Origin of the sequence: Klebsiella sp. 2680, from assembly GCF_900198535.1 — a bacterium.
Taxonomy (GTDB): Bacteria; Pseudomonadota; Gammaproteobacteria; order Enterobacterales; family Enterobacteriaceae; genus Klebsiella; species Klebsiella indica.
Genome location: NZ_FZNJ01000002.1, coordinates 301,008 through 325,051, shown reverse-complemented (window position 1 = coordinate 325,051; position 24,044 = coordinate 301,008). Strand labels below are relative to the sequence as shown.

General features: G+C 53.5%; 23 protein-coding genes and 1 pseudogene. 13 read left to right on the top strand and 11 right to left on the bottom strand.

Translation table 11 applies throughout. From position 1 onward, the window contains the following. Window positions 1-60: 60 nt before the first annotated feature. From FN037_RS08935 to FN037_RS08920, 4 genes are all read left to right on the top strand, one after another. Window positions 61-276, top strand: coding sequence for a hypothetical protein (locus tag FN037_RS08935; protein WP_142502047.1), 216 nt, complete (start codon window positions 61-63; stop codon window positions 274-276). Between the two features lie 58 nt (window positions 277-334). Then, window positions 335-1,498 carry a YncE family protein gene (locus FN037_RS08930; protein ID WP_142502046.1) on the top strand — a complete coding sequence of 388 codons (1,164 nt, stop codon included), beginning with the start codon at window positions 335-337 and terminating at the stop codon, window positions 1,496-1,498. Window positions 1,499-1,988: 490 nt separating this feature from the next. Then, window positions 1,989-2,462, top strand: a complete 474-nt coding sequence (locus FN037_RS08925; protein ID WP_241675660.1) for a DUF2946 domain-containing protein — start codon at window positions 1,989-1,991, stop codon at window positions 2,460-2,462. A 139-nt stretch (window positions 2,463-2,601) separates the two neighbouring features. Further along, the gene (locus FN037_RS08920) at window positions 2,602-4,599 is read left to right on the top strand and encodes a TonB-dependent copper receptor (RefSeq protein WP_395033867.1); all 1,998 of its coding nucleotides are present in this window, start codon (window positions 2,602-2,604) and stop codon (window positions 4,597-4,599) included. Window positions 4,600-4,807: 208 nt separating this feature from the next. Here the strand turns inward: FN037_RS08920 and FN037_RS08915 are convergent, their stop codons facing one another. Beyond that, window positions 4,808-6,829: a TonB-dependent receptor gene (locus FN037_RS08915; RefSeq protein WP_142502045.1), complete on the bottom strand. Its 2,022-nt coding sequence runs from the start codon at window positions 6,827-6,829 to the stop codon at window positions 4,808-4,810. Between the two features lie 179 nt (window positions 6,830-7,008). Further along, window positions 7,009-7,968: a yersiniabactin transcriptional regulator YbtA gene (ybtA, locus tag FN037_RS08910; RefSeq protein ID WP_142502044.1), complete on the bottom strand. Its 960-nt coding sequence runs from the start codon at window positions 7,966-7,968 to the stop codon at window positions 7,009-7,011. Window positions 7,969-8,224: 256 nt separating this feature from the next. Between ybtA and ybtP the strand changes: the two genes are divergently transcribed. From ybtP to FN037_RS08890, 4 genes are all read left to right on the top strand, one after another. After that, window positions 8,225-9,937: a yersiniabactin ABC transporter ATP-binding/permease protein YbtP gene (ybtP, locus tag FN037_RS08905; protein ID WP_185929262.1), complete on the top strand. Its 1,713-nt coding sequence runs from the start codon at window positions 8,225-8,227 to the stop codon at window positions 9,935-9,937. After that, the gene (gene ybtQ / locus FN037_RS08900; protein WP_142502042.1) at window positions 9,924-11,726 is read left to right on the top strand and encodes a yersiniabactin ABC transporter ATP-binding/permease protein YbtQ; all 1,803 of its coding nucleotides are present in this window, start codon (window positions 9,924-9,926) and stop codon (window positions 11,724-11,726) included. The genes ybtP and ybtQ overlap by 14 nt, the downstream gene beginning before the upstream one ends. Continuing rightward, window positions 11,719-12,999 (top strand): yersiniabactin-associated zinc MFS transporter YbtX, encoded by a 1,281-nt coding sequence (gene ybtX, locus FN037_RS08895; protein WP_142502041.1) that lies wholly within the window; start codon window positions 11,719-11,721, stop codon window positions 12,997-12,999. Before ybtQ ends, ybtX begins: the two co-directional genes overlap by 8 nt. Before the next feature lie 253 nt (window positions 13,000-13,252). Further along, a complete protein-coding gene (locus FN037_RS08890; RefSeq protein ID WP_138362712.1) occupies window positions 13,253-13,816 on the top strand; it encodes a YagU family protein in 564 nt (187 codons plus the stop codon). Between the two features lie 52 nt (window positions 13,817-13,868). Here FN037_RS08890 and FN037_RS08885 read toward each other — a convergent pair whose 3' ends face one another. Continuing rightward, window positions 13,869-14,183: a PTS sugar transporter subunit IIB gene (locus FN037_RS08885; RefSeq protein ID WP_142502040.1), complete on the bottom strand. Its 315-nt coding sequence runs from the start codon at window positions 14,181-14,183 to the stop codon at window positions 13,869-13,871. Window positions 14,184-14,362: 179 nt separating this feature from the next. Then, a complete protein-coding gene (locus FN037_RS08880; RefSeq protein ID WP_142502039.1) occupies window positions 14,363-14,554 on the bottom strand; it encodes a hypothetical protein in 192 nt (63 codons plus the stop codon). A gap of 423 nt (window positions 14,555-14,977) precedes the next feature. Between FN037_RS08880 and umuD the strand changes: the two genes are divergently transcribed. From umuD to dbpA, 5 genes are all read left to right on the top strand, one after another. Then, window positions 14,978-15,400, top strand: coding sequence for a translesion error-prone DNA polymerase V autoproteolytic subunit (umuD, locus tag FN037_RS08875; RefSeq protein WP_138362715.1), 423 nt, complete (start codon window positions 14,978-14,980; stop codon window positions 15,398-15,400). Next, the gene (gene umuC, locus FN037_RS08870) at window positions 15,400-16,665 is read left to right on the top strand and encodes a translesion error-prone DNA polymerase V subunit UmuC (protein ID WP_138362716.1); all 1,266 of its coding nucleotides are present in this window, start codon (window positions 15,400-15,402) and stop codon (window positions 16,663-16,665) included. The genes umuD and umuC overlap by 1 nt, the downstream gene beginning before the upstream one ends. Before the next feature lie 233 nt (window positions 16,666-16,898). Next, on the top strand, window positions 16,899-17,882 hold the full coding sequence (gene zntB, locus FN037_RS08865) for a zinc transporter ZntB (protein ID WP_138362717.1): 984 nt from the start codon (window positions 16,899-16,901) through the stop codon (window positions 17,880-17,882). 276 nt (window positions 17,883-18,158) lie between these two features. Continuing rightward, entirely contained in the window at window positions 18,159-18,344 is a 186-nt protein-coding gene (locus FN037_RS24700; RefSeq protein WP_277753126.1) for a hypothetical protein, read from the top strand. A 19-nt stretch (window positions 18,345-18,363) separates the two neighbouring features. Next, window positions 18,364-19,737, top strand: a complete 1,374-nt coding sequence (gene dbpA / locus FN037_RS08860) for an ATP-dependent RNA helicase DbpA (RefSeq protein WP_142502038.1) — start codon at window positions 18,364-18,366, stop codon at window positions 19,735-19,737. Between the two features lie 44 nt (window positions 19,738-19,781). Here the strand turns inward: dbpA and ttcA are convergent, their stop codons facing one another. The 7 genes and pseudogenes from ttcA to FN037_RS08830 all read right to left on the bottom strand — a co-directional run bounded on the left by ttcA (window position 19,782) and on the right by FN037_RS08830 (window position 23,862). Further along, window positions 19,782-20,717: a tRNA 2-thiocytidine(32) synthetase TtcA gene (gene ttcA / locus FN037_RS08855; protein WP_138362719.1), complete on the bottom strand. Its 936-nt coding sequence runs from the start codon at window positions 20,715-20,717 to the stop codon at window positions 19,782-19,784. Between the two features lie 48 nt (window positions 20,718-20,765). Continuing rightward, window positions 20,766-21,053, bottom strand: a pseudogene (locus FN037_RS08850) (tyrosine-type recombinase/integrase); the annotation flags it as partial. Between the two features lie 786 nt (window positions 21,054-21,839). Beyond that, window positions 21,840-22,379: a LysR substrate-binding domain-containing protein gene (locus FN037_RS08845; RefSeq protein WP_260607828.1), complete on the bottom strand. Its 540-nt coding sequence runs from the start codon at window positions 22,377-22,379 to the stop codon at window positions 21,840-21,842. Window positions 22,380-22,387: 8 nt separating this feature from the next. Continuing rightward, on the bottom strand, window positions 22,388-22,681 hold the full coding sequence (locus tag FN037_RS08840) for a LysR family transcriptional regulator (protein ID WP_142502036.1): 294 nt from the start codon (window positions 22,679-22,681) through the stop codon (window positions 22,388-22,390). A gap of 230 nt (window positions 22,682-22,911) precedes the next feature. After that, window positions 22,912-23,067, bottom strand: a complete 156-nt coding sequence (locus FN037_RS24375; RefSeq protein WP_185929242.1) for a hypothetical protein — start codon at window positions 23,065-23,067, stop codon at window positions 22,912-22,914. Between the two features lie 65 nt (window positions 23,068-23,132). Then, window positions 23,133-23,567, bottom strand: coding sequence for a universal stress protein UspF (uspF, locus tag FN037_RS08835; RefSeq protein ID WP_138362721.1), 435 nt, complete (start codon window positions 23,565-23,567; stop codon window positions 23,133-23,135). 82 nt (window positions 23,568-23,649) lie between these two features. Then, window positions 23,650-23,862, bottom strand: a complete 213-nt coding sequence (locus FN037_RS08830) for a KTSC domain-containing protein (protein WP_142502035.1) — start codon at window positions 23,860-23,862, stop codon at window positions 23,650-23,652. Between the last annotated feature and the right edge of the window lie 182 nt (window positions 23,863-24,044).

The following is a 24,044-nucleotide window of genomic DNA, read 5'->3' as shown; positions in this document are numbered from 1 at the left end:
TCGGCTCCCCCAAATATCAACACGATCTGGCGAGGTGGGCAGTTCGCCTGAGAGGGGCTTATGAGTACGATTTTTTATCAGTCCGGCACGCAGCGTACGGAAAAGGCCAGCGAGGCTGAAGAACAGATCTGGTTTGAGCATCAACAGCAGCAGCATGGTGAAAGCCAGCATTGCTTTGCCTGGACGCTCGATAGCCGCGTCGATACCGGGCGTTTAGTGAATGCGCTCTTCAGCTGTTTACGGTTATGGCCGACTCGGTGGGCGGCCCGGACGTAACGATGGCATCCCTGCGCGAGAAGATGGACATCGCCCAACAGGAAGGACAACAACATTTATGAACCCAATGGACCACATTCAGCTTAGCGATATTCAACGTATCTATCCTGCGACGACGGTGGTTGAGCTGGTCTTCAGCGACGCGCAACAGGCGTTGTTTGTCAGCGCGCCGGACTGGGAAGATGAAACGCAGTCGCGGGTGCTGCGCATTAATCCGCAGACGCTCAGCGTGGAAGCGGAGATCGCATTGCCGGTAAAAGGATTCGGCGTGGCGCTGGACGATAAGCGCGGTTTGCTTTATCTCACGCAGGGTTTTAATGGCTCGGTGGCGGTGGTGGATATCTGCAAGAACCGGCTTATCGCCACCATCCCGCTGATGGAAGAGGTCGTTTTTGAGCAACGTTACCAGCAGGAGGGCATTTCCGGCGCGCGGCTGGCGTTTTTGATGCGCGAACTGGCGCGCTTTGGCGTCAGTGAGGGCTATCCCTGGAAGCTTCGCGAACTGGTGTTTGATCCGGTCACGGAGCGGCTATTTCTGCCGGGACTGGGGCTCGGGATCGACAGCGTTTTATTTGTTATCGATACCCGCGAGCGCAGGCTGGAAAAAGTGCTGCCGGGCTTTCGCTATAACGTCGTAGGCATCACGCTGGATCGCCAGGGGAGAAGAGTGTTTGTGTCGAATATGCAGGGACAGCTTTTCGTTGTCGATCCGGACACGCTGAGCATCGTTCATTGCCATGAGGTGGCGGCCGATCAGTTACTGAATATGGTTTATGACCGCCGTCAGAACAGACTGTTTGGTGTGGATCAGGGAATCGATCGCCGAGACTGGCGGAACAACCATCTTGAACGGGACTACATTTCGCGCAGTCAGGGGCATGAAGTTTTTGTGCTCAATGCGGATACGGCTGAAATTATCGCCCGGATGGCGACGGATGAAATACCTATCGGTCTGGTATGGGATGATGAGCAAGAACGACTTTATGTTGCGAACCGGAGAGGGATACGCGTCGATAAGGGGGAAGGAACGCTTACTGTCTTTAATACTCGCAATTATACGAGAGTGCAGACACTACAAATTTCCCCTCATCCTAATAGTCTGGCGTTCGACACGGAGAAAAAATATCTATTTCTCACCGTGAAGAATGACGAAACGTTAATTCGGGATAAGCAACCAGAATGTGTAGCTCGCCTTCGTTTGATTAAAAAGACGGTAGAATAACTTTACAGACTGCTATCTGCCTATCACTACAATATGACGTTGCGCTGACTTCATATCATGGATTTAAGCAGGGCAGTCAATGCCAGTGACGGTAAAAATAACGGTAAGTTAATGTGATATTATAAATATCTATACTCTAAATAATTCGAGTTGCAGGAAGGCGGCAAGAGAGCAAATCCCCAGGAACATAGATAGCTATGTGACTGGGGTGAGTGACAAATCTGTCTGGAACAGATTTGAACGCCGCTTGCGGCGGCCCGTAAGGGCGAGGCCCAGGGATGGGCCGAGTAACCCGCAGCCAACACACATGCAACTTGAAGTATGACGAGTATATAATTATCACATCGTTATGGTGTCATTCTATAGTTCGGTACGAGAGCCCCCGCCAGGCGCGTGGTTTTTCATGATGCCGCCTGGCCTGCTTTTTTTGTAACATCTGAAAACTAAATGAGATACACTTGCATTAACGAAATCATTATCCGGTAACATTTTGCTCGGGCGCACTCATTTTCTCTCCATTGCAGCGTGGTTGGCTCTGTTTTCAGTAGCCATGTTGTTTGTTGCGCCTGTGATTTCCAAAGCGTTAGTACACCGTAATGTCTGTCAGCAAACGCTCGTTGCCGGGATGCGCGGCGTGCCTGAGGTAGAGCGCGGCATGGCAATGAATATGCCAGAAATGCATCACGGCGTGGTCCCGTCAGCGACCTGCGATAAAAGCGCCGCAATGGATCATCTCATGAGTTCGGGTCAGGTGATGTCTCCGATGGAAGAGATTGCCTGTGGATATTGTCTGCTCCTGATTCATTTGCCTTTTGTCGCGTTTTTACTGACCGTACTGCTCTGGCTGATGTTGTTTTGCCCACGCCGGGCTCCCGTTTTACAAATCGTTTTTACGCCGGTCTTTCGCGCCTGGGCGCCACAATGCGCGCGTGCGCCGCCTTCTGTTTTTCTGTCTGCGATGTAATAAATCACAAAAATTTGCGTCTCTGTCTGCCTGTTTCAGCGCTGGCAGGATGAGTTACGCCCGAAAAACAGTAAGGCAAAAAATGAAATCATATAATTTTGCGCACACGACGCTCGCTTCACTGGTACTGCTGACATTTATGACAAGCAGTGCATCTGCCGATGAACAACACAATCACTCGACGGTGCAGGATGATGCTGTCATGGTTGTGACCGCCCCCGTTTCCTCACCTCTTGAAATCGTCACCTCTCCCAAAACCCCGCGTCAGCCAGTACCGGCGAGCGATGGTTCCGATTATCTGAAAACCATTCCCGGTTTTTCCCAGATTCGTAATGGCGGCACCAATGGCGATCCCGTATTTCGCGGTATGTTTGGCTCTCGTCTGCGTATCCTGACGAATAATGGCGAAATGTTGGGGGCATGTCCGGCCAGAATGGATGCGCCCAGTTCATATATTTCTCCGGAAAGTTTTGATCTTCTGACACTGATTAAAGGGCCGGAAACGGTGCTTTGGGGGCCGGGTAACTCAGCGGGAACGATTCGCTTTGACCGGGAGCCGCCCCGTTTTGATAAACCGGGTATTCAGGGAACGGCCAGTTTGCTTACCGGCTCGAATAATCGCTGGGATGAAAATGCGGATATCAGCGTTGGCAGCGAGGAGGGGTACCTGAGGCTTATGGGGAATAAGTCCCGTTCAAACGACTACAAGGACGGTAATGGCGATCGTGTTCCGTCAAAATGGGATAAATGGAATGCTGATATAGCGCTCGGCTGGACGCCTGACAAAGATACCTTGCTGGAGCTGACGGCAGGAAAAGGCGACGGAGAAGCTCGCTATGCTGGACGCAGTATGGACGGTTCCCGGTTCAAAAGAGAAAGTCTTGGGATGCGTTTTGAAAAATCCAACATTGGTGACGTTTTTGATAAGTTCGAAGCCAATGTTTACTATAACTATGCCGATCATGTTATGGATAATTACTCCCTGCGTTCGCCAGGCAACAGTATGTCCGGGGGCATGGGCGGCATGGCGAACTCCATGGGCTCTTCAATGAATTCCGGCGCGTCAATGAGCATGCCGATGGCGATGGAGCTGGATCGACGTACCGTGGGTGGCCGCATGATGGGAACCTGGCTATGGTCTGATTTTGAGCTGCGGAGCGGCGCAGATTCTCAATTTAATACCCATCGTCGTAAATCTGATGAGGTCTGGTCCAAAGATGCGCGTTTTCATGATTACGGTGTGTTCGGTGAACTGACCTGGAACGCGACCGCACAAAGCAAAGTAGTCAGCGGTGCTCGCCTGGACAGGGTGATTGTCGACAACTTTACCGATGAGGGCGCATCTGAGCGTACAGATACTCTGCCCGCAGGATTTGTTCGCCTGGAGCATAATCTTGCAGACTTACCCATTATGTTTTACGCCGGTCTTGGATATACCGAACGTTTTCCCGATTACTGGGAGCTATTCTCGCCAACCTATGGGCCGGATGGCTCCACCGACGTTTTTGACAAGGTGAAAACAGAAAAAACAACGCAGATTGATATTGGCGCACAATACAAAGGTCAGCGTGTTAATAGCTGGATTTCCGCCTATGTCGGACGGGTTAACGATTTCATTCTCTTCCGTTACGATCGCAATAACGCGCGAGTCAGTCAGGTTGATAATGTCAACGCCACTATCATGGGGGGCGAGGCGGGTTTCAGTTATCAGCTTACCGATACATGGAAAACCGATGCCAGCCTCGCTTATTCATGGGCGCAAAATACCGATGATCACCAACCCCTGCCGCAAATTCCGCCACTGGAAGCACGCTTTGGCCTGACGTGGGAGAAAGGCGACTGGAGTAGTACCGGTCTGTTAAGGCTGGTCAGCAGTCAGCATCGCGTTGCGATCAATGAAGGGAACGTCGTTGGAAAGGATTTTGACAGCAGTCCCGGTTTTGCCGTCTTTTCCGCTAACGCCGCCTATCGTGTGAATAAATACGTTAAGGTCAGCGCCGGTGTCGATAACCTGTTTGATAAGACCTACAGTGAACATCTGAACCTGGCGGGTAACAGCAGTTTTGGTTATTCCGCAAATACTTCCGTTAATGAGCCGGGCAGAACATTCTGGGGCAAAATTAACGTGACATTCTAAGGCTTTCCCGGTTTGGTTGCGCCTCTGATGTAAGACTTCTCAGGGGAATTCCGGCGTCCTGGGGGGCGAGCAAAACGCCTCCCAGGACGTTCACATGCAATGAATATGAAGAATATCCTCGTACTTACAGCGAACGGAACAGGCCACGGAATCAAATGGGCGAAAACGAAAAATCGCCATGTTCGCCAGAACCGCCGGTTCTGCGTCCTCAGAAAAGATCAATTCGCGTATTAATCCCCACGGTACGGCCCATATTGACCTGCGCGACCGCGCTGCTGCCGTTCATGTAGCCATAGGTACGGTAACGACGATCGAACAGATTATCGACATAGACGGAAATATTCATCCGCTCAGTCGCCTGCCAGCCGAGGCTACCGTCCAGTGTTGCGTAAGTGCCTTGCCGCAACTGGTTGGCGCCATCGAAATAATGCGGCCCGACGAGATTGATTGCCAGTCGCGGCAGCAGTGCGCCATAGCGGGTATCAATTAAGCCGCTCACACGGCTTCCCGCACCATAACGGGGGACAAACGGCACCCGCTTGCCGCGATACAACTCACTGTCATTGGTGAACTCGGAACGGATCGCGTTGCCATTAATATCCCATGACCAGCCTGGCGCAAACCGCCATTTCACTTCCAGCTCCACGCCGGTGGCGTCGGCTTTACCCGCATTGCTTAATGTCTGCATCCCGACCGGGCCAGAGTAGAGCTGCATGTCTTTGGTACGGGTATAAAACGTCGCGGCCTGTAGCGTGACATCCGCGGTTTCGTAGCGGGTGCCAAGCTCATAGTTGATGGACTTTTCCGCGACAAAAGGTCTGGCGGCAAGGCCTGGCGTCGGCACAATATTGTATCCTGAAGGTTTATATCCCTGGGCGACGCGGGTATAGACCCGCCAGTCGTCGGTCAGCATATAGCCGGCGGATAGCTGCCCGAGTAGCCGATCGTCGTCGCTTTTTCCGCTATCGCCAAACGGGCTACCGGCCATGTTGCCGTGGTATTGCGTACTGGCCTTATCGTGTGAGAAGCGCACGCCGCCGCCGATATCAAAACGATCGGTTACATGCCAGGTCAGGTCACTGTATGCGGCCAGCGTTTCAGCGGTGGTATAACCGGTACTGCTTAAATAAGGTCCTGTCGGCATATCATAGGCGGAATTTAACTTCTCGCGGGTATTCTGCCGATAGAGCCCAAATACCATATCAACGGTACGCGCATCGCCCAGGGTTGCGGCGCGTAACTCCTGCACATCCTGATTCCAGCGCTGAGGGATATGAACAATTAGCGAACCGGAAGGGAAGGTGCGCGAATAGTGCTGCTGCTGCCAGGCGCCGATCAGGTTGAAAACCCAGTCATCGGTAGTGTATTTGCCACTCAGGGTCTGGCTGTCAGTGCAGCGCCGCATATACGGATCCGGTGAACCATCGCTGATCAATAACTTACGACTTTTAATATCACTCCATGCCACATAAGCATCCTGGGTGGCGCGAGTACATTCGCGTGAGGCGGAAAAGCCCATTTCCCAGGGCCGATTGTCCGGGGCGAGACGCAGTTTCACATTTCCTGCGCTGGCGCGGGTGCCGCCTAAATCATCGCTTCCCGTCGCGGGGTTAATCATGTCGCCGTCATCAACCTGGCGTAACAGGATGACGCTGCCGTACAGCAGGCCATCCTGAAGGGGGCCGCTGAGATTGAACTTACCCCGATAGCTATCCCGGCTGCTGACGCCGCCTTCAATATAGCCGCGCGGGGTGCTGTCCGGCTGCCGGGTGACGATATTGATGATCCCGCCCTGTGCGCTTTTGCCATATAAGGTTCCCTGCGGGCCGCGCAGTAGCTCCACGCGTTGCACATCGGCAAGCGTCTGGAGAGTGTTGGTGGCAAGCTGGGGAACGCCATCGACATACAGGGTGACCGCCGGGTTATAGAAGTCCTCTGCCGACGAAACGCCGCGTAGCGAGATGGCCGAAAAAAGCATGTTACCGCTATTTTCAATATTCAGACCAGGCAGGACTTTGGGGAGTTTGCCGCTGGCAGTGACGCCTGCATCGCTTAATTCCGGCGCGCTGACCACGGTAGAGGAGACATTGTTGGCGGATGCCGAGCGGGAAGATTGTTTACTGGCGGTGACCACCAGCGTGCTTTCGACTTGCTGTGAAGTCTGGGCATTAGCCATGGCGGGGAGCAATAATCCCCCCAAGGCCAGAGGATAAAGCCGTGTCATTTTCATTGCTGTGAGTCCCTGTAAGACGGCGAAACGCCAAAAATACCGACAATGGTGAATTGAAAATGATAACTATTTCTAATTGAGCGACTACCCGAAACAGGATTATTTATGCCCGTTTCGGGTCAGGGGGCGGGAATAACGACAGTTGCCCGGATGTGGAAATCATATGAGGCATGACCTTGTTAGATCATGCGTTTAAAGGCCGAAGGGGTTACGCCAAACTGTTTCTGAAAAGCGGCAGAGAAATGGCTGGCGTTGGCATAGCCCAGATCGGCCGCCACCGTCATGACGGTGGTATTGCCGTTGGCCAGGCGTCTTCTGGCTTCCTGCATGCGTTCAGCCTGAAACAGGCCATAGACGCTGTTGTTGAACAGAACGTGGAAGCCTCGCTTAATTTTGAGAACGCTCAGACCGGACTCTCTGGCCAGCTCCGCGACGCCCGGCGCTTGCGTCAGATCGGCCAGCAGTAGATCCTTCGCCCGCAGCAGTTTCTGGCGTTCCATCGGGTTGAAGTGGCAGGAGAGGCAACTGGCGTCTTCGCGATGTTCATCCAGCACCAGACTGAGCATGACCAGACTTTGCCCCTGCAACCATAGCGTCGACGGCTTTTGTTCATGGCTGAAGCCGCCGTGCATGCGCATCAGCGCGTGACGCAAGGCCTGAGCCGTTAAGTGGGTTTCAGCATTACAACGCTGCTGCTGGCAACAGCAGCGGGAGTCGATCTTATTTTTAATAACCGGACTCATATCCGGCACCCACAGCGCGAGGGTTTCAGGGCTAAAGGAGAGGGTAATGCTCTCGAATCGGCCACAATAGGAGGCGCTGCCGCGGCAGTCTGGCGTATGGGTAATGTAATGGCGATTGCGCGCAAGCTCCCAGTCGGTATGGCGCCTGAGTCCCTGAATCGCAAAGCGCGATGTGCCTTCCAGGATGCACGAGAAGTTAATCCTGCCCAGATCGTCGTGTAGCTGCAACGTCTCAGGCTGCGCAAAATGGCCCCTCCAGAGCAAAATATCCATACCTTCCTGCAACGAACAGCGCAGCAGTTCACACTGAGCAGGAATATTGCCATCGTTTGCAGGTTTCCCGACCACCAACTGGTGAATAGAGATTTCAGATTGCGTTTGCGGCGACTCCGTCATGACCTGGTTATCTCCCTGTGGCTTAGACCAATGCGGGTATAAATAGAACCGAATGGGGTAGATGAGTTATTGATAATGGTTATTATTCACATTAATTCTCAGAACGCCACCCTGAATTGTCGTTTTTGGCGTCCGTAAAAATTCATCAGGAAATTCAGTTACTCCCATGTCATCTCAATCATCCAATACTGAATCGCTGTCGCGATTTCCTCTCTGGCAGGTGATTACACCGGTTCGCAGGAAGGTTATTTTAGCTATGGCGCTGGCGGGGCTGGCGGCATTAACCAGCCTGGGGGCGCTCCTTTTTCTGGCGTGGAGCCTGCGTGACATTCGCGCGACGCCTGACGCTATTCCGGCCTGGCCGCTGGGCGGCGTGATCGGCTGCGTGGTCTTAACTTTTGTTCTGCGCTTACAGGCGTTCAACACCTCTCATTACGCGGCTTTTCATCTGGAGAACATTCTGCGCAGCAGATTAGCCCGTAAAGCATTGCAGCTTCCGCCTGGCGTGTTACAGCAAATGGGCAGCGGGTCAGTGGCGAAAGTGATGCTGGATGACGTGAAGTCACTGCATATTTTTGTGGCCGACAGCACGCCGCTCTATGCCCGCGCGATCATCATGCCGCTGGCGACAATCGTTATCTTGTTCTGGCTGGACTGGCGGCTGGCAATCGCGACGCTGGGGGTACTGGCGTTTGGCTCGGTTGTTCTCGTGCTTGCCCGCCAGCGTTCGGAAGATATGGCTCAGCGTTATCATAAGGCGCGCGAGCAGGTCAGTGCGGCGGTTATTGAGTTCGTGCAGGCCATGCCCGTGGTGAGAACGTTTGATAGCGGCAGCACCAGTTTTTTGCGCTATCAACGCGCCCTTGAAGAGTGGGTCGATGTGCTCAAAACCTGGTATCGCAAAGCCGGTTTTTCAGCGCGTTTTTCCTTCTCGATTCTGAATCCTCTCCCGACCCTGTTTGTCCTGATCTGGTCGGGATACGGCCTGTTGCACTATGGCAGTCTCGATTTTATCGCGTGGGTGGCCGTTTTACTGCTGGGCAGCGGAATGGCCGAAGCCGTAATGCCAATGATGATGCTCAATAACCTGGTCGCGCAAACGCGTTTAAGCATTCAGCGTATTTATCAGGTTCTCGCGATGCCGGAGTTATCGCTGCCGCTGTCTGACCAGCAGCCGCAAGAGGCGAGCATTACCTTTGAGCAGGTGAGCTTTCATTATCCGCAAGCGCGTACTGGCGCCGCGTTGCAGGAGGTGAGCTTTCATGTGCCTGCCGGGCAAATTGTGGCGCTGGTCGGGCCAAGCGGCGCCGGAAAAAGCACCGTGGCGCGCTTGCTGCTGCGCTACGCCGACCCGGACAAAGGCCATATCCGTATTGGCGGCGTGGATCTGCGCGATATGCAGACGGACACCCTGATGAAGCAACTCTCGTTTGTGTTTCAGGACAACTTCCTTTTTGCCGACACGATAGCCAATAACATTCGTCTGGGCGCGCCGGATACGCCGCTGGAGGCGGTAATAGCGGCGGCCAGAGTGGCGCAGGCTCATGATTTTATTAGCGCGCTGCCAGAAGGTTACAACACGCGAGTCGGGGAACGCGGGGTATTTCTCTCCGGCGGCCAGCGGCAGCGCATCACTATCGCCAGGGCGATTTTGCAGGATCGCCCCATCCTGGTGCTCGATGAGGCGACGGCGTTTGCTGACCCGGAAAACGAAGCGGCGCTTATCAAGGCGCTCGCGGCGGCCATGCGCGGCCGGACGGTCATCATGGTCGCGCATCGTCTCTCAATGGTGACTCAGGCCGATGTGATATTGCTGTTTTCCGACGGACAGCTCAGGGAAATGGGGAACCATACGCAACTGTTGGCGCAGGGCGGCCTGTATCAACGGCTCTGGCAACACTATCAGCAGGCGCAGCATTGGGTGCCGGGTGGAACACAGGAAGAGGTGGTGGAAAATGAAAGACAATAATCCTGCGGATAACCTGGCCTGGCGCGTCATCTGGCGCCAGCTTATCTCCAGCGTTGGCAGTCAGGCCAGGATGCTGCGGCGCAGTATGCTGGCGCTGTTGCTGGCGGCATTCATGCAGGGGATCGCCTTTGCCTGTCTTTATCCGATCATTGATGCGCTGTTACGGGGAGACGCGCCGCAACTTCTCAACTGGGCTGTGGCCTTCAGCGTTGCCACGATTGTGACGCTGGCGCTACGCTGGTATGGCCTGGGCTTTGAATACCGTGGTCATCTGGCGCAGGCCACCCATGAGTTGCGCCTGCGACTTGGCGAGCAGTTACGCCGCGTGCCGCTGGAGAAGCTCCAGCGTGGCAGGGCGGGCGAAATGAACGCCTTGCTGCTGGGCAGCGTGGATGAAAACCTTAATTATGTTATTGCGATAGCCAATATTTTGCTGCTCACCATTGTCACGCCGCTGACGGCGTCGCTGGCGACATTGTGGATAGACTGGCGGCTGGGGCTGGTGATGTTGCTGATCTTCCCTCTGCTGGTGCCGTTTTATTACTGGCGCCGCCCGGCGATGCGGCGACAAATGCAGACGCTGGGGGAAGCGCACCAGCGGCTGAGCGGCGATATCGTTGAATTTGCTCAGGGGATGATGGTATTGCGCACCTGCGGCAGCGATGCCGATAAAAGCCGGGCGCTGCTGGCGCATTTCAATGCGCTGGAAAACTTACAGACCCGCACTCACCGCCAGGGCGCTGGCGCGACGATGCTGATCGCCAGCGTCGTGGAGTTGGGCCTACAGGTGGTGGTGTTATCCGGGATCGTCTGGGTGGTGACGGGCACTCTGAACCTCGCCTTTTTGATTGCCGCCGTCGCGATGATTATGCGCTTCGCAGAACCGATGGCGATGTTTATCAGCTACACCTCGGTTGTGGAACTGATCGCCAGCGCCCTGCAACGGATTGAGCAGTTTATGGCGATAGCACCGCTTCCCGTCGCAGAGCAAAGCGAGATGCCGGAACGTTACGATATCCGCTTTGACAACGTCAGCTATCGCTACGAAGAAGGCGACGGCCACGCGCTTAATCATGTTTCTTTGACGTTCCCTGCAGCCAGTATGAGCGCGCTGGTGGGTGCCTCCGGCGCAGGCAAAACCACGGTCACTAAACTGTTAATGCGTTATGCCGATCCGCAGCAAGGGCAGATTTCTATTGGCGGCGTCGATATTCGCCGCCTGACGCCGGAACAGCTCAATAGCCTGATTTCTGTTGTTTTCCAGGATGTCTGGCTGTTTGATGACACGCTGCTGGCGAATATCCGTATCGCGCGCCCACAGGCGACGCGGCAGGAGGTGGAAGAGGCCGCCCGCGCGGCGCAGTGCCTTGAGTTTATTTCCCGTCTTCCGCAAGGCTGGCTGACGCCAATGGGAGAGATGGGCGGCCAGCTATCGGGCGGCGAGCGCCAGCGGATTTCCATTGCCAGAGCGTTATTGAAAAACGCGCCGGTCGTCATTCTCGATGAACCGACCGCCGCGCTGGATATTGAAAGCGAGCTGGCGGTGCAAAAAGCGATCGATAACCTGGTTCACAACCGGACGGTGATTATCATCGCCCACCGTTTATCCACCATCGCCGGGGCCGGAAACATTCTGGTGATGGAAGAGGGACAGGTGGTTGAGCAGGGTACCCATGCGCAATTGCTCTCTCATCATGGACGTTATCAGGCGCTGTGGCAGGCGCAAATGGCCGCGCGCGTGTGGCGCGACGAAGAGGTTTCCGCGTCTGGAGAGTGGGTGCATGAGTGATGTTCAGTCGAATGTGAAACCGCTGACGTTGACGACCGGGCGGGTGATTTTTGCTATTGCCGGCGTCTATGTGACGCAGAGCCTGGTATCGGCGTTGTCTATGCAGTCCTTACCCGCGCTGGTGCGCGCTGCTGGCGGATCGCTGGCGCTTGCCGGTGCGACAACCCTGTTTATGCTGCCTTGGGCGCTGAAGTTTATTTGGGCGCCGTGGATCGAACGCTGGCGGCTTCCGCCCGGTAGCCAGGAACGCCGTTCCCGCATGTTAATCCTGCGTGGTCAGGTCGCGCTAGCGGCGATCCTGATAATTGCCGCAGCGATTGGCTGGTTTGGGCGAGAAGGGGGATTTCCTGATACGCAAATCGTCGCGTTATTTGTTCTGTTTATGGTGGCAGGCACGGTCGCCTCCACCATTGATATCGCCAGCGACGGCTTTTGCGTCGATCAACTGACCCGCGCGGGTTACGGCTGGGGAAACAGCGTGCAGGTCGGCGGCAGCTATCTGGGAATGATGTGCGGCGGCGGGGTGTTCCTGATGCTGTCGGCAGCATCCGGCTGGCCTGTCGCCATGCTGATGATGGCGATGCTGATTATGGCGCTGTCATTCCCGCTGTGGCGCATTACGGAGCCGACGCGAACAGCGACTATCCCGCATGTTCCGGCGTTAGGTTATGCGCTAAGGAGGAAACAGGCGCGCCTGGGCTTACTGCTGGTATTGATGCTGAATTCAGGCATGCGGTTTGTGCTGCCTCTTCTGGCGCCGCTGTTATTGGATCATGGGTTAAGCATGTCCGCGTTGGGCGCGCTGTTCAGCGGCGGCAATATTGCAGCGGGCATAGCAGGAACGCTGGCCGGCGGATTGCTGATGAAATACACCTCACCCGGCAGAGCGCTGTTGACGGCTTATGGCGTCCAGGGGATCGCGCTGCTGGCGGTGGTGATGACGCTCATGATGGCGCCGGGTCATCTGCTGCTGCCGATTCTCCAGTGTCTGGTCATTGTCCAGTCCATTTCGCTGGCCTGCGCGCTGGTCTGTCTTTACGCCACGCTGATGTCGCTTTCATCGCCTTTGCAGGCCGGTGTCGACTTCACCCTCTTTCAATGTACTGACGCGGCAATCGCCATTCTGGCAGGCGTTATCGGTGGCGTTGTTGCTCAACATTTTGGCTATGCGGCCTGCTTCCTGTTTGCCGGGGCATTCACGTTGCTGGCGGCGTGGGTGGCTTATATCCGGCTGCATTCGGCAAAAGAACTGATGACAAGCGCAATGGATTGATCCGGGAATATCACGCCTGTTTGACGACGAAGGTGTGATATCTGCGCATATCAATGCTGTTGATATGCAGAAACAAAAGACCAGGTACGGTTATCTGTCAATGTCGCAGGAAATCAAGTGATTTTCATCAATAAAATAGAGAGCAAAAGTCACGCTAGTTCCATAAAACTGTGATCCTGATCAACATCGATAATCATCAATGCATTAAATATTACATACGGAAAATAAATGTAATGTATTGGTGGTGAATTTTATGGCGATTAAAGATTTTTTTGTACAAACAAAACCCGGTCGGCGTCGTTATGGCGTAGCGCTATTTGTCGGGGTGATTGCAGGGATTATGTCGGCGTTTGTGAAATGGGGGGCAGAAGTTCCTTTGCCGCCGCGTACTTTCTCCGGCGGCAGGGATGAATTTAATCCCCCTTATCTTTTCCTGCGCGACTACCTGGGAATAGACCCCACCCATACGGTGTATACTTTTTCCGAGCACATTATCAATCCGGTGATGGTCACGCATATTATATTCTCTCTGGTATTTGCCGTCGGCTATTGCGTTGTTGCCGAAGTTTTCCCGAAGGTTAAATTATGGCAGGGGGTATGGGCAGGTATTGTCGCCACTATCGCCGTTCACTGGATCTCTTTTCCGTTACTGGGCCTGACGCCTTCATTATTGAATATTCCGGCGGATGAGTATATTTCGGAACTGGTGGGACATATCTTTTGGTTCTGGGCAATTGAGATGATTCGTCGCGATCTTCGCAACCGCATCACTCACGAGCCTGACGCTGAAGTGCCCCTGGACGCGCCGTTCAGATAAGCCGTCATGAAAGAACCCGTGATTTCGCGGGTTCTTTAGGGCAGCAGTCTGACTACGCCAGAGATTGAGGCATCGTATTCATCGCAAAGTTGAGAATCTTTTCGCCGTCAAATGAAGCATAAGGCAAACTTTCAATAACAGCGATTTCTTGCCCGGATTTCAACGCGTTAATAAACTCTTCAATCTTATACTGAATATGCGGAGCGACCAGAACACCATCATAGGCAGGCGCGACGCTAAAGAAGTTTTCAACACCAACGGCGCTGATTAAGAGGTCTAATGCCTGGTTATCGGCGATTTTTTGCATTTTTCTGGCAATAATTCCTGCTGTTGCGCCGAACAAGCAACATATTAATAATTTTTTCACGATTTAACCCTCGGTGAGATACCGAGGCTACATTATTCCTCTACCGTTAACGAAAATGCGCGACATGTCAATTTTACAGGTTAATTTCTTGCGTCCATTTTATTCTGACCGTCGCCATCACAGAAGCTAAAAAACGCAAACGTGCGTGATGCTGTGAATGGTTGGGGATGATTCGCCGATTACTTTTTTTTACGTGAAATAACGAAGCGATCGCCAACGCGCGTGAGCTTCGCCCCATTGACACAGTATTCGACGGCAAACTTAAAAAACGTATCCGAATCAAGTTCGAAATCCAGTTCGATTTTTATGGCCTCGCCGGACTGCAGAAGCTGCTTTGCCTGTTCCAGATTGTTGGCTTTTACTGTTTCCATCTCTTCACCTCGTTTTTGCTTTTGCACTGATGGCCTCCGAACCCTATCTTACAACGTTTGTATTACAGCCGTGCGACAGCGAGTTCTTATTGGCTTTTCCGCCGTAGGCAATCTCCGTTATTGCTATGGGTTCTTCGCGGTATGCCGGGCGGGCACCCACAGGTTGTGATCACAGAGCGGACTAACGGATTCTATCCTCCTCTCAATGAGCGGAAATTTCCAGCGTACAATGGTCGACCATCGGTAAGTGCCGGGAGCACGAACCTTCTGTCTGGAGCCATTGGGCCGCCAGCGGCGCTCACGACAGACTAAATTCCCCACAACTTCAATGCCTTCACGCCAGGGGGCGACAGGTGGGTTGATAAATTCCTGGTAAATATCGATACTGTATAAAAACACAGTGTCATTGCAAGTGAGTTTATTATGATGTTCTACAAACCGGTTGAATTGCGCCAGGTCATGTCGATTCCGCTGTTTAGCGACCTTGTTCAGTGTGGATTTCCCAGTCCGGCGCAGGATTACATTGAGAAGGGGATTGACCTCAACGAGCTGTGTGTCCGTCATCCTGCGGCAACCTATTTTGTCATGGCGACAGGCATGTCGATGGTTGACGCCGGTATTTATGAAGGCTCGCTGCTGGTGGTAGATCGCAGTCTGAAAGCGAAGCATGGCGATATCATCATTGCTTCACTGGCCGGTGAATATACGGTTAAGCGTTTGTGCACTCATCCCATCATGCAACTGCTGCCGATGAATCCCGATTTTCCGCCGATTGTGCTACACAATGACGGCGAAGATCTGGAGATTTTTGGTGTTGTCACTTTCAGTATCAACAGGTTTCGTTAATGTTTGCCCTGGTGGATGTCAATTCATTCTATGCCAGCTGCGAGATGGTTTTTCGCCCGGATTTACGCGGGCGTCCGGTGGTGGTGTTAAGCAACAATGACGGCTGCGTGATCGCCAGAAATGATGAGGCTAAATTGCTGGAGATCCCGATGGGCGCGCCATATTTCAAGGTGAAATCGCAGTTTGAACGCCATCAGGTGGCGGTATTCAGCAGCAATTATGCGCTGTACGGTGATATGTCCCAACGGGTGATGACGCTGCTTGAAGAGCTGGCTCCTGCGGTTTATCAATATTCCATTGATGAAGCCTTTGTGAATCTTAGCGGAATGCACCGTTCTGAGGAGCTTGAAGCATTCGGTCGCCATGTGCGAAGTACATTGCTCCAGTGCACCGGCCTGACGGTGGGCGTGGGGATCGGGCCGACGAAGACGCTGGCCAAACTGGCCAATTATGCGGCAAAAAGATGGTCAACATTCTCGGGTGTTGTCGATCTCTCTTTGCCGGTCAGGCAGCGGAAACTGCTGGCGCGGGTTGACGTCGGTGACATCTGGGGCGTTGGCCGCCGCACCGCGAAAAAACTCAATGCGATGGGGATTAACACCGCGCTTGAGCTTGCCGGAACGCCAACTGCACTGATCAGAAAGCATTTCAGCGTCGTGCTGGAGCGTACTGTACGAGAACTGTGCGGCGAACCCTGCCTTGCACTGGAAGAATTTATCCCGAGTAAACAGCAAATTATCTGCTCGCGTTCATTTAGTCATAAGGTGACTGAATACGAACTGATGCGGGAAGCCATATGCAGCCACGCGGCGCGCGCCGCCGAGAAGCTGCGCGCCGAGCATCAATATTGTCGCTATGTTTCCGCCTTTGTGAAAACCAGTCCGTTTGCGGGTAATGAAGCCTGCTACGGCCAAAACGCCGGTACCCACATCCCGATCCCGACCCGGGATAGTCGGGATATTATCAAGGCGGCGATAAAATGCCTGGATACAATCTGGCGGGAGGGATACCGGTATCAAAAGTGCGGGGTGATGCTGGGGGACTTCTTTAGCCAGGGCGTGGCGCAGTTCGGATTGTTTGATGACTATCAACCACATGCTAATAGTGAAGCACTTATGACGGTGCTGGATTCCGTCAATCAACGAGAGAAAGGTCAGCTTTGGTTTGCCGGGCAAGGAATCGCGCGTCGCTGGGAGATGAAGCGGCACAGGCTGTCGCCAGCCTACACCACCCGGTTGAGTGATTTGTTGCGGGTGAAGCTGTAAAGCGTTGCTATCTACGATTCATGCTATCGTCGAAGCGCTGATCACGCTCGTCGGGTTGTTACCCGCAGGGCCGCAGTGATTCGGTTTCCTGTGGACGTTAGCCCGCCAATAGGTTTTTTCCCCATTCTCTATGCTTTTTCATCAGTGAATTCAGTGGCATGTCGCGACTAACTCTTGCGTAACCGTTGTGTAGGGCTAGACTACGGAAATCAGCATAAGTTAACGGAGGTTCAGTGGACGCAATTAAGGGCTCGCAACTCCAGGTGCCGGATGCCATTTTTGCCTGGGTGCTGGACGGGCAGGGCGGCGTGAAGCCGCTGGCGGACAGCGACATTATTGATAAGGAACATCCTTGCTGGCTGCATCTTAACTATACCCATGTTGACAGCGCGCAATGGCTGGCGTCGACGTCGCTGCTGCCCAATAATGTGCGCGGTGCGCTGGCCGGAGAAAGCACGCGCCCCCGCGTGACGCGGATTGGCGATGGGGCACTAATTACGCTGCGCTGTATCAACGGCAGCACTGATGAGCGCCCGGACCAACTGGTGGCGATGCGCCTGTATATGGACGAGCGTTTAATCGTCACAACCCGGCAGCGTAAAGTTCTGGCGCTGGACGATGTACTTGGTGACTTGCGTGAGGGGAATGGTCCGGTAGACGGCGGTAGATGGCTGGTGGAAGTCTGTGATGCGCTGACCGATCACGCCAGCGAGTTTATTGAGCAACTTCATGACCGGATTATCGATCTGGAAGATGATTTACTGGACCAGCAGATACCGCCCCGCGGCTTTCTGGCGCTGTTGCGCAAGCAGCTTATCGTTATGCGCCGCTATATGGCGCCGCAGCGTGATGTTTATGCCCGTCTGGCCAGTGAACGTTTGCCGTGGATGACAGACGACCATCGGCGGCGGATGCAGGATATTGCCGAGCGTCTGGGGCGTGGGCTGGATGAAATTGATAGCTGTATTTCCCGCACGGCGGTGATGAGCGATGAGATCGCGCAAATTATGCAAGAATCGCTATCACGCAGAACGTATACGATGTCGCTGATGGCAATGGTCTTTCTGCCGAGCACTTTTTTAACCGGACTGTTTGGCGTTAACCTCGGCGGGATCCCGGGTAACAGCTGGCATATGGGGTTCCTGGTTTTCTGCGTAATGTTAGTTGTTCTCATTGGGGGTGTTACATGGTGGTTGCATCGTAGTAAATGGTTGTAAAGAATCGCCTTTTATCATAATGATGATGCTGAAAACCCGGTAATGTTTGAGCGAAATCAATAAACTCTCCCCCTGTTCAGGGCAATATCCTTAACGCAGGTGAATGCAACGTCAAGCGATGGGCGTTGCGCTCCATATTGTCTTACTTCCTTTTTTGAATTACTGCATAGCACAATTGATTCGTACGACGCCGACTTTATTAAGTCGGCTTTTTTTTGCGCCCTCTTTGTCAGCTTCTACGCTTAATGGGTGTACCCGCCCATCACCGGAGTCAATATGTGCTATCAGTCGCTAAACTCAATACCTGTCCCCCCTGAACCGAATGAGCCGATTCCTGTACCAGATCCCCGGCCGCGCCCGCATCCGCTACCGGATCCGCCGCCTGACGATGAACCGATTAAGTTGTCGCATCGGCGGCGGAGATCTGCGAGGATACGCGCCTGCGAATTGTCCGCCCTTTAATGTAATGCGAGAAATTATTGTGACCGCTTTTTCAACTCTGAATGTTTTGCCCGCCGCCCAGCTAGCTAACCTGAATGAACTGGGATATCTGTCGATGACCCCGGTCCAGGCGGCGGCCTTACCGGCTATCCTCGCGGGTAAAGATGTGCGCGTGCAGGCGAAAACCGGCAGCGGTAAAACGGCGGCATTTGGCCTCGGATTACTCCAGCACGTTGACCCATCGTTGTTTCGAACCCAGGCGCTGGTGCTGTGTCCGACCCGTGAACTGGCGGATCAGGTGGCCGGAGAACTTCGTCGTCTGGCGCGCTTCCTGGCAAACATTAAAATTTTGACGTTGTGCGGCGGTCAGCCTTTTGGCGCTCAGCGCGATTCGCTCCAGCATGCGCCGCATATTATTGTCGCTACGCCGGGGCGCTTACTCGATCACCTGCAAAAGGGCACCGTATCGCTGGATGCCTTACAAACGCTGGTGATGGATGAAGCGGACCGGATGCTGGATATGGGATTTAGCGACGCCATTGATGAAGTGATCCGTTTTGCGCCGGTTTCACGTCAGACGCTGTTGTTTTCCGCGACCTGGCCGGAGGCTATCGCGGCTATTAGCGGCCGGGTGCAGAACAACCCGCAATCCATTGAAATTGATGCCGTTGATGCGCTGCCGGCTATCGAACAGCAGTTCTTCGAAACCACGCAATACGGTAAAATCGCGCTGCTGCAAAAGTTACTGAGTCAGCATCAGCCCACCTCGAGCGTGGTGTTCTGTAACACCAAAAAAGATTGTCAGGCCGTCTGCGACGCGCTGAATGCTGCCGGGCAGAGTGCGTTATCGCTGCATGGCGATCTTGAACAACGCGATCGCGATCAGACGCTGGTGCGTTTCGCCAACGGCAGTTCGCGGGTGCTGGTGGCGACAGACGTCGCCGCTCGCGGGCTGGATATCAAGTCGCTGGAGCTGGTGGTGAACTATGAGCTGGCCTGGGACCCGGAAGTTCACGTACACCGCATTGGCCGTACCGCTCGCGCCGGCGAAAGCGGGCTGGCTATCAGCCTTTGCGCGCCGGAAGAGGCGCAGCGGGCGAATATTCTTGCGGAAATGTTGCAGCTGAAGCTGAACTGGATAAACGGCCCGACGAGCAGCAACATTGTGCCGCTGCAGGCAGAGATGGCTACGCTGTGTATTGATGGCGGTAAGAGGGCCAAAATGCGCGCGGGCGATGTGCTGGGCGCGTTAACCGGCGATATCGGCCTTGATGGCGCAGACATCGGTAAGATCAACGTCCATCCGGCGCATGTCTATGTCGCCGTGCGTCAGCCGGTGGCGCATAAGGCGTTTAAGCTGCTGCAAAACGGGAAAATTAAAGGTAAAGCCTGCCGGGTTCGCTTACTGAAATAAGCGAAGAAAGCGCGTCTCAGGTGACGATCTGAGACGCGGGGCGGTTATTTCACTTCGACAACGTTCAGGCGTAGTTCATTCAGTTGCGCTTCATCTTCATCCGGCTGCCAGCCTGCAGGCTGCAGCGGGATCTCTTCGCGATCGAACGCCAGGTCGCCGCCGTTGACTACTGCGGATCCGTGGTGAATACCTTTAAAGTCGAACAGATTGACGTCGCTCAGATGCGACGGCACCACGTTCTGCATTGCGCTGAACATGGTTTCGATGCGGCCCGGATAGCGTTTATCCCAGTCGCGCAGCATATCGGCAATCACCTGACGCTGGAGGTTAGGCTGTGAGCCGCACAGGTTGCATGGAATGATTGGGAACGCTTTGGCCTGAGAGAAACGCTCAATATCTTTTTCGCGGCAGTAGGCCAGCGGACGAATAACGATATGTTTACCATCGTCGCTCATTAGCTTCGGCGGCATACCTTTCATCTTCCCGCCGTAGAACATATTCAGAAACAGGGTCTGCAGAATGTCGTCGCGGTGATGTCCCAGGGCGATTTTCGTCGCTCCCAGTTCCGTTGCCGTGCGATAAAGAATGCCGCGACGCAGACGAGAACAGAGTGAACAGGTGGTTTTACCTTCCGGGATTTTTTCTTTAACAATGCCGTAGGTGTTCTCTTCAACAATCTTATATTCAACGCCCAGTTGCTCAAGATATGCTGGCAGGATATGCGCCGGGAAGCCCGGCTGCTTTTGATCGAGGTTGACCGCTACCAGCGAAAAAGAGACCGGCGCGCTTTTTTGCAAACTGCGCAAAATCTCCAGCATGGTGTAGCTGTCTTTACCGCCGGAGAGGCAAACCATAATGCGGTCGCCTTCTTCAATCATATTAAAATCGGCGATCGCTTCGCCTACATTGCGGCGCAGGCGCTTCTGCAACTTATCGATATTGTATTTCTCTTTCTTTGTAAAGTTATGATTTTCTTGCATTATTAACATTCTCAAAATCGAAAAAGGGCATATAGGGGGCAAAATGTGTTAGAGCCCAGGCCGGGAATTCAGCATAGAAACCTGGTCGCCGTTCATCTTTTCTATCCATGTACTATAAACGTCGTACACCATTTGCGCGTTTTCATGCCCCATCTGATTGTCTATAAAAGACGGGTTTGCGCCAGCCGTCAGGAGCCAGCAGGCAAAAGTATGCCGCGTATGGTACGGATTCCTGCGGTGAATGCCAGCGCGTTTTGCGGCGTCTTCCCCTCTATTGCCGATATGCGATGAGATTTTGCCTTTTTCCGTTCCGCGACCGGGGAGCGGCGCGATAACGGATACAGGTTACAGACATGATTGGTACAGAGATAAAACGGTTTACAACTATTTCCCGATAAACGCTTATGCGATCAATATTCGGCAGGGGGCGTCGCAGATGTGACGGAGACATCTACATGTCATCACTCATCACGCGGTGTTTTATACACGTCAGTATGACGCCATCAAACCACATACATTTATTTCTGACGTTATTGGGTGACGGACTCTTTAAAAAGATGTTGGTAATAAAAACCAATAAGATCAGTATGATTGGGATCGTTATGAGGATTTTCATTATCTGACGGCCCAGTGAGTAAGAATATTCCACTAAACTACACCGGAAATGTGATTCAGAACACATTAATTTAGCGTCCCGCCCGACAGCCGTATGCAAGAGCTGCCGGGCAGGCTGGTGCCATTCGGGCAGAACAGACACCATGAATGATTGTATTGGTGGCTTGGTTGATAAACCAGACGTTCGTGGTTTTCCGGTCATCTTTCAGAGTTGTCCTGATAAACGCCCTGGTGATTTGTTTATCGATTGAGTGACACGCTGAGTTGCTCTGTGCCATGACATGAATAGCATGGACAGCGCCACCATCGACATTACCGGCAGGTCTGCCATAGGCAACCCGGTGCGCTCGTCTGGTCAATTCGTTGAGGATGAGCGCTTCGCTACCCGCCAGCCCCACGAAATTCTGCGTGTTATAAATCAGCGCAGGAGAAAATGATTGCGCTGATTCCGTATAAATAACCAGTATTGGTGTGGGCGAATCAGGAACGCATCGATAAACCTGCTCTTTAGTTATTAAACGGGATTAAGTGCATTTTTTCCTGCAGCAGCGGCATCAGCCATTCGATAAATAATCGCAGCGGGCGCGAAAGATGCCTTCTGTGTGAGTACAGAATATTAACCGGCAGCGGGCGCGGCAGAAAATCCGGCATCACCGTGTGCAATGTACCGGCGGTCAGCATTTCGTGTACGTCGTACTCGGGGATCTGGATCAGCCCCATGCCAGCCACGCAGGCCGCGATGTACGCTTCGGCATTATTTACCGTCAACAGCGAATCAACCTCGGTGCTGAGTATCTCACCATCGCACTCCCACTCCCAACGTTCCCGGCGACCTGTTGTGGGAGAAGAATACCCAACCGCAATATGCCTGGTCAGTTCCTGCGGAGATAACGGCATACCGTAACGGGTGATATAGGCCGGTGACGCCACGTTGATTATGCTGAGATATCCAACCCTCCTGGCCACCATACCCGAATCATTTAGCACACCGACACGTACGGCGCAGTCCGTGCCCTCTTCGGCGAGATTGACGCTACGGTCTGTCACGCCTGGCTCTACCTGAATGGCCGGGTAGCGGGAAAAAAATCGGGCAGCGCGGGAATAATGATACCTCTCCCGACCCGACCGGGAACATCAACTCGAATTTTCCCCGTAACCTGAGCACGGGTTCGCCTGAACAGGTTCTCTGCCTCCTCGACGTCCTGAACGACAACCTGACAGCGTGTATAAAATGTTTCCCCGTCAGAGGCCAGCGACACCTGACGAGTGGTCCGGTGAAACAGGCGGGCATCAAGCCGGGCTTCCAGTTCGCGGATGGCGGCAGAGACGGTCGATGCTGGTCGGTTCATGGTTACAGGCCATTTACCCGGTTTTTTGACGCAGCGATCGGTTCCGTTAATCGATGATTTTGGCAAAAATAGCGTATTTCTTGTTTTCGCCCGTTTGATTCAGTGGCCGGTGCGGTTCACCGTCATTATGAAGAGACATGCTCTCTCTTGGCTGCGAATGGCATGGGCCGTTTCCCGCGCGCCCCATGCCTCCAGGCATTGCGCTGAAACTTTCTGCTGCGAGATCCGATTCACTCCAGTCTTGATCTGCGGGCGGAACTCGCCCCCGTGGGCAGCGCAAACCCGGTTTGAGATTTCACCAGACTTACCCGAAAAAGTAACACGTTGGCTTGATAGTCGCTGACAACTTCCAGCGTTCTCGTCAGGGCGTATTTTGATAGTGCCATAAAGACTGCTCCTGACTCAGTTGGATGTGCAACTTTTAGGGGGCAGTCCTGTGGGCTAAAGGCGATCAGCGCACAACCAGCACTGAGCATTCGGCGTGGCGTACCACGGCGGCGGCATTAGAACCGAGCAGATAGGTCGTAATATCCGGACGATGCGAAGAGATAATGACCAGGTCTGCCGGAAGTGATTTCGCCAGCGCGAGGATTTTATCTTTCGGCGAGCCCTCTGAAACGTGAAAGTGAACGCGATCTTCAGGGATATTAAACTTTGACACGATCTCTTTCAGCCGCGCTTCCGACTCGGCTCTCAGATCATCCATCGCCGGTAGCTCTGCGGTATAGGCCATTCCCAGCGAAGCGTAATAGGGAAGGGAGGGAATGACGGTCAGGAAATGGACCTCGGCATCATCGATTCTGGCTTCAGACTCAACGTGCTTGATAACGCGGTCAGTTAATTCTGTATCGGAAACATCGATGGGCACAAGAATCATTCTGTTCATAAAACCTCCTGTTAATGTAACCACTAAAAGTGTAGGCCATCCAGGCAATTATTGTACATTGAGCATACTCACACTTTTGCCATCAGGCGCGGCGGCGCTCGATATATTTACCTTTAATCACGCCATCGTAAAAACGACCCTTAGAAACAACCTGCAGAAAATCGAGGTAAATACGCGGTGGCACGCCGATATACTGTAGCGTTTTGTTATCGCGAAAACGGATTTCAAGCGTGCCTGATGCGTCGTCATAAGCGATGGAGGTGATTCGGGATGATTTTACGGGATGATGGTGCATGGCAGGCGTCCTCTACGGCTACGTCAGTTCCTGGAAGCAATATATCATTCATCGGACGATTATTTTAAGGTAACAGATATATTGTTTTGAATATGGTGCTTAAGGGCATGAAAAATAAGTCTCCTCCGGCATACACGGAGGAGACCCAGAACCTGATTCATCAGGGGGATTTCACTTGCTGC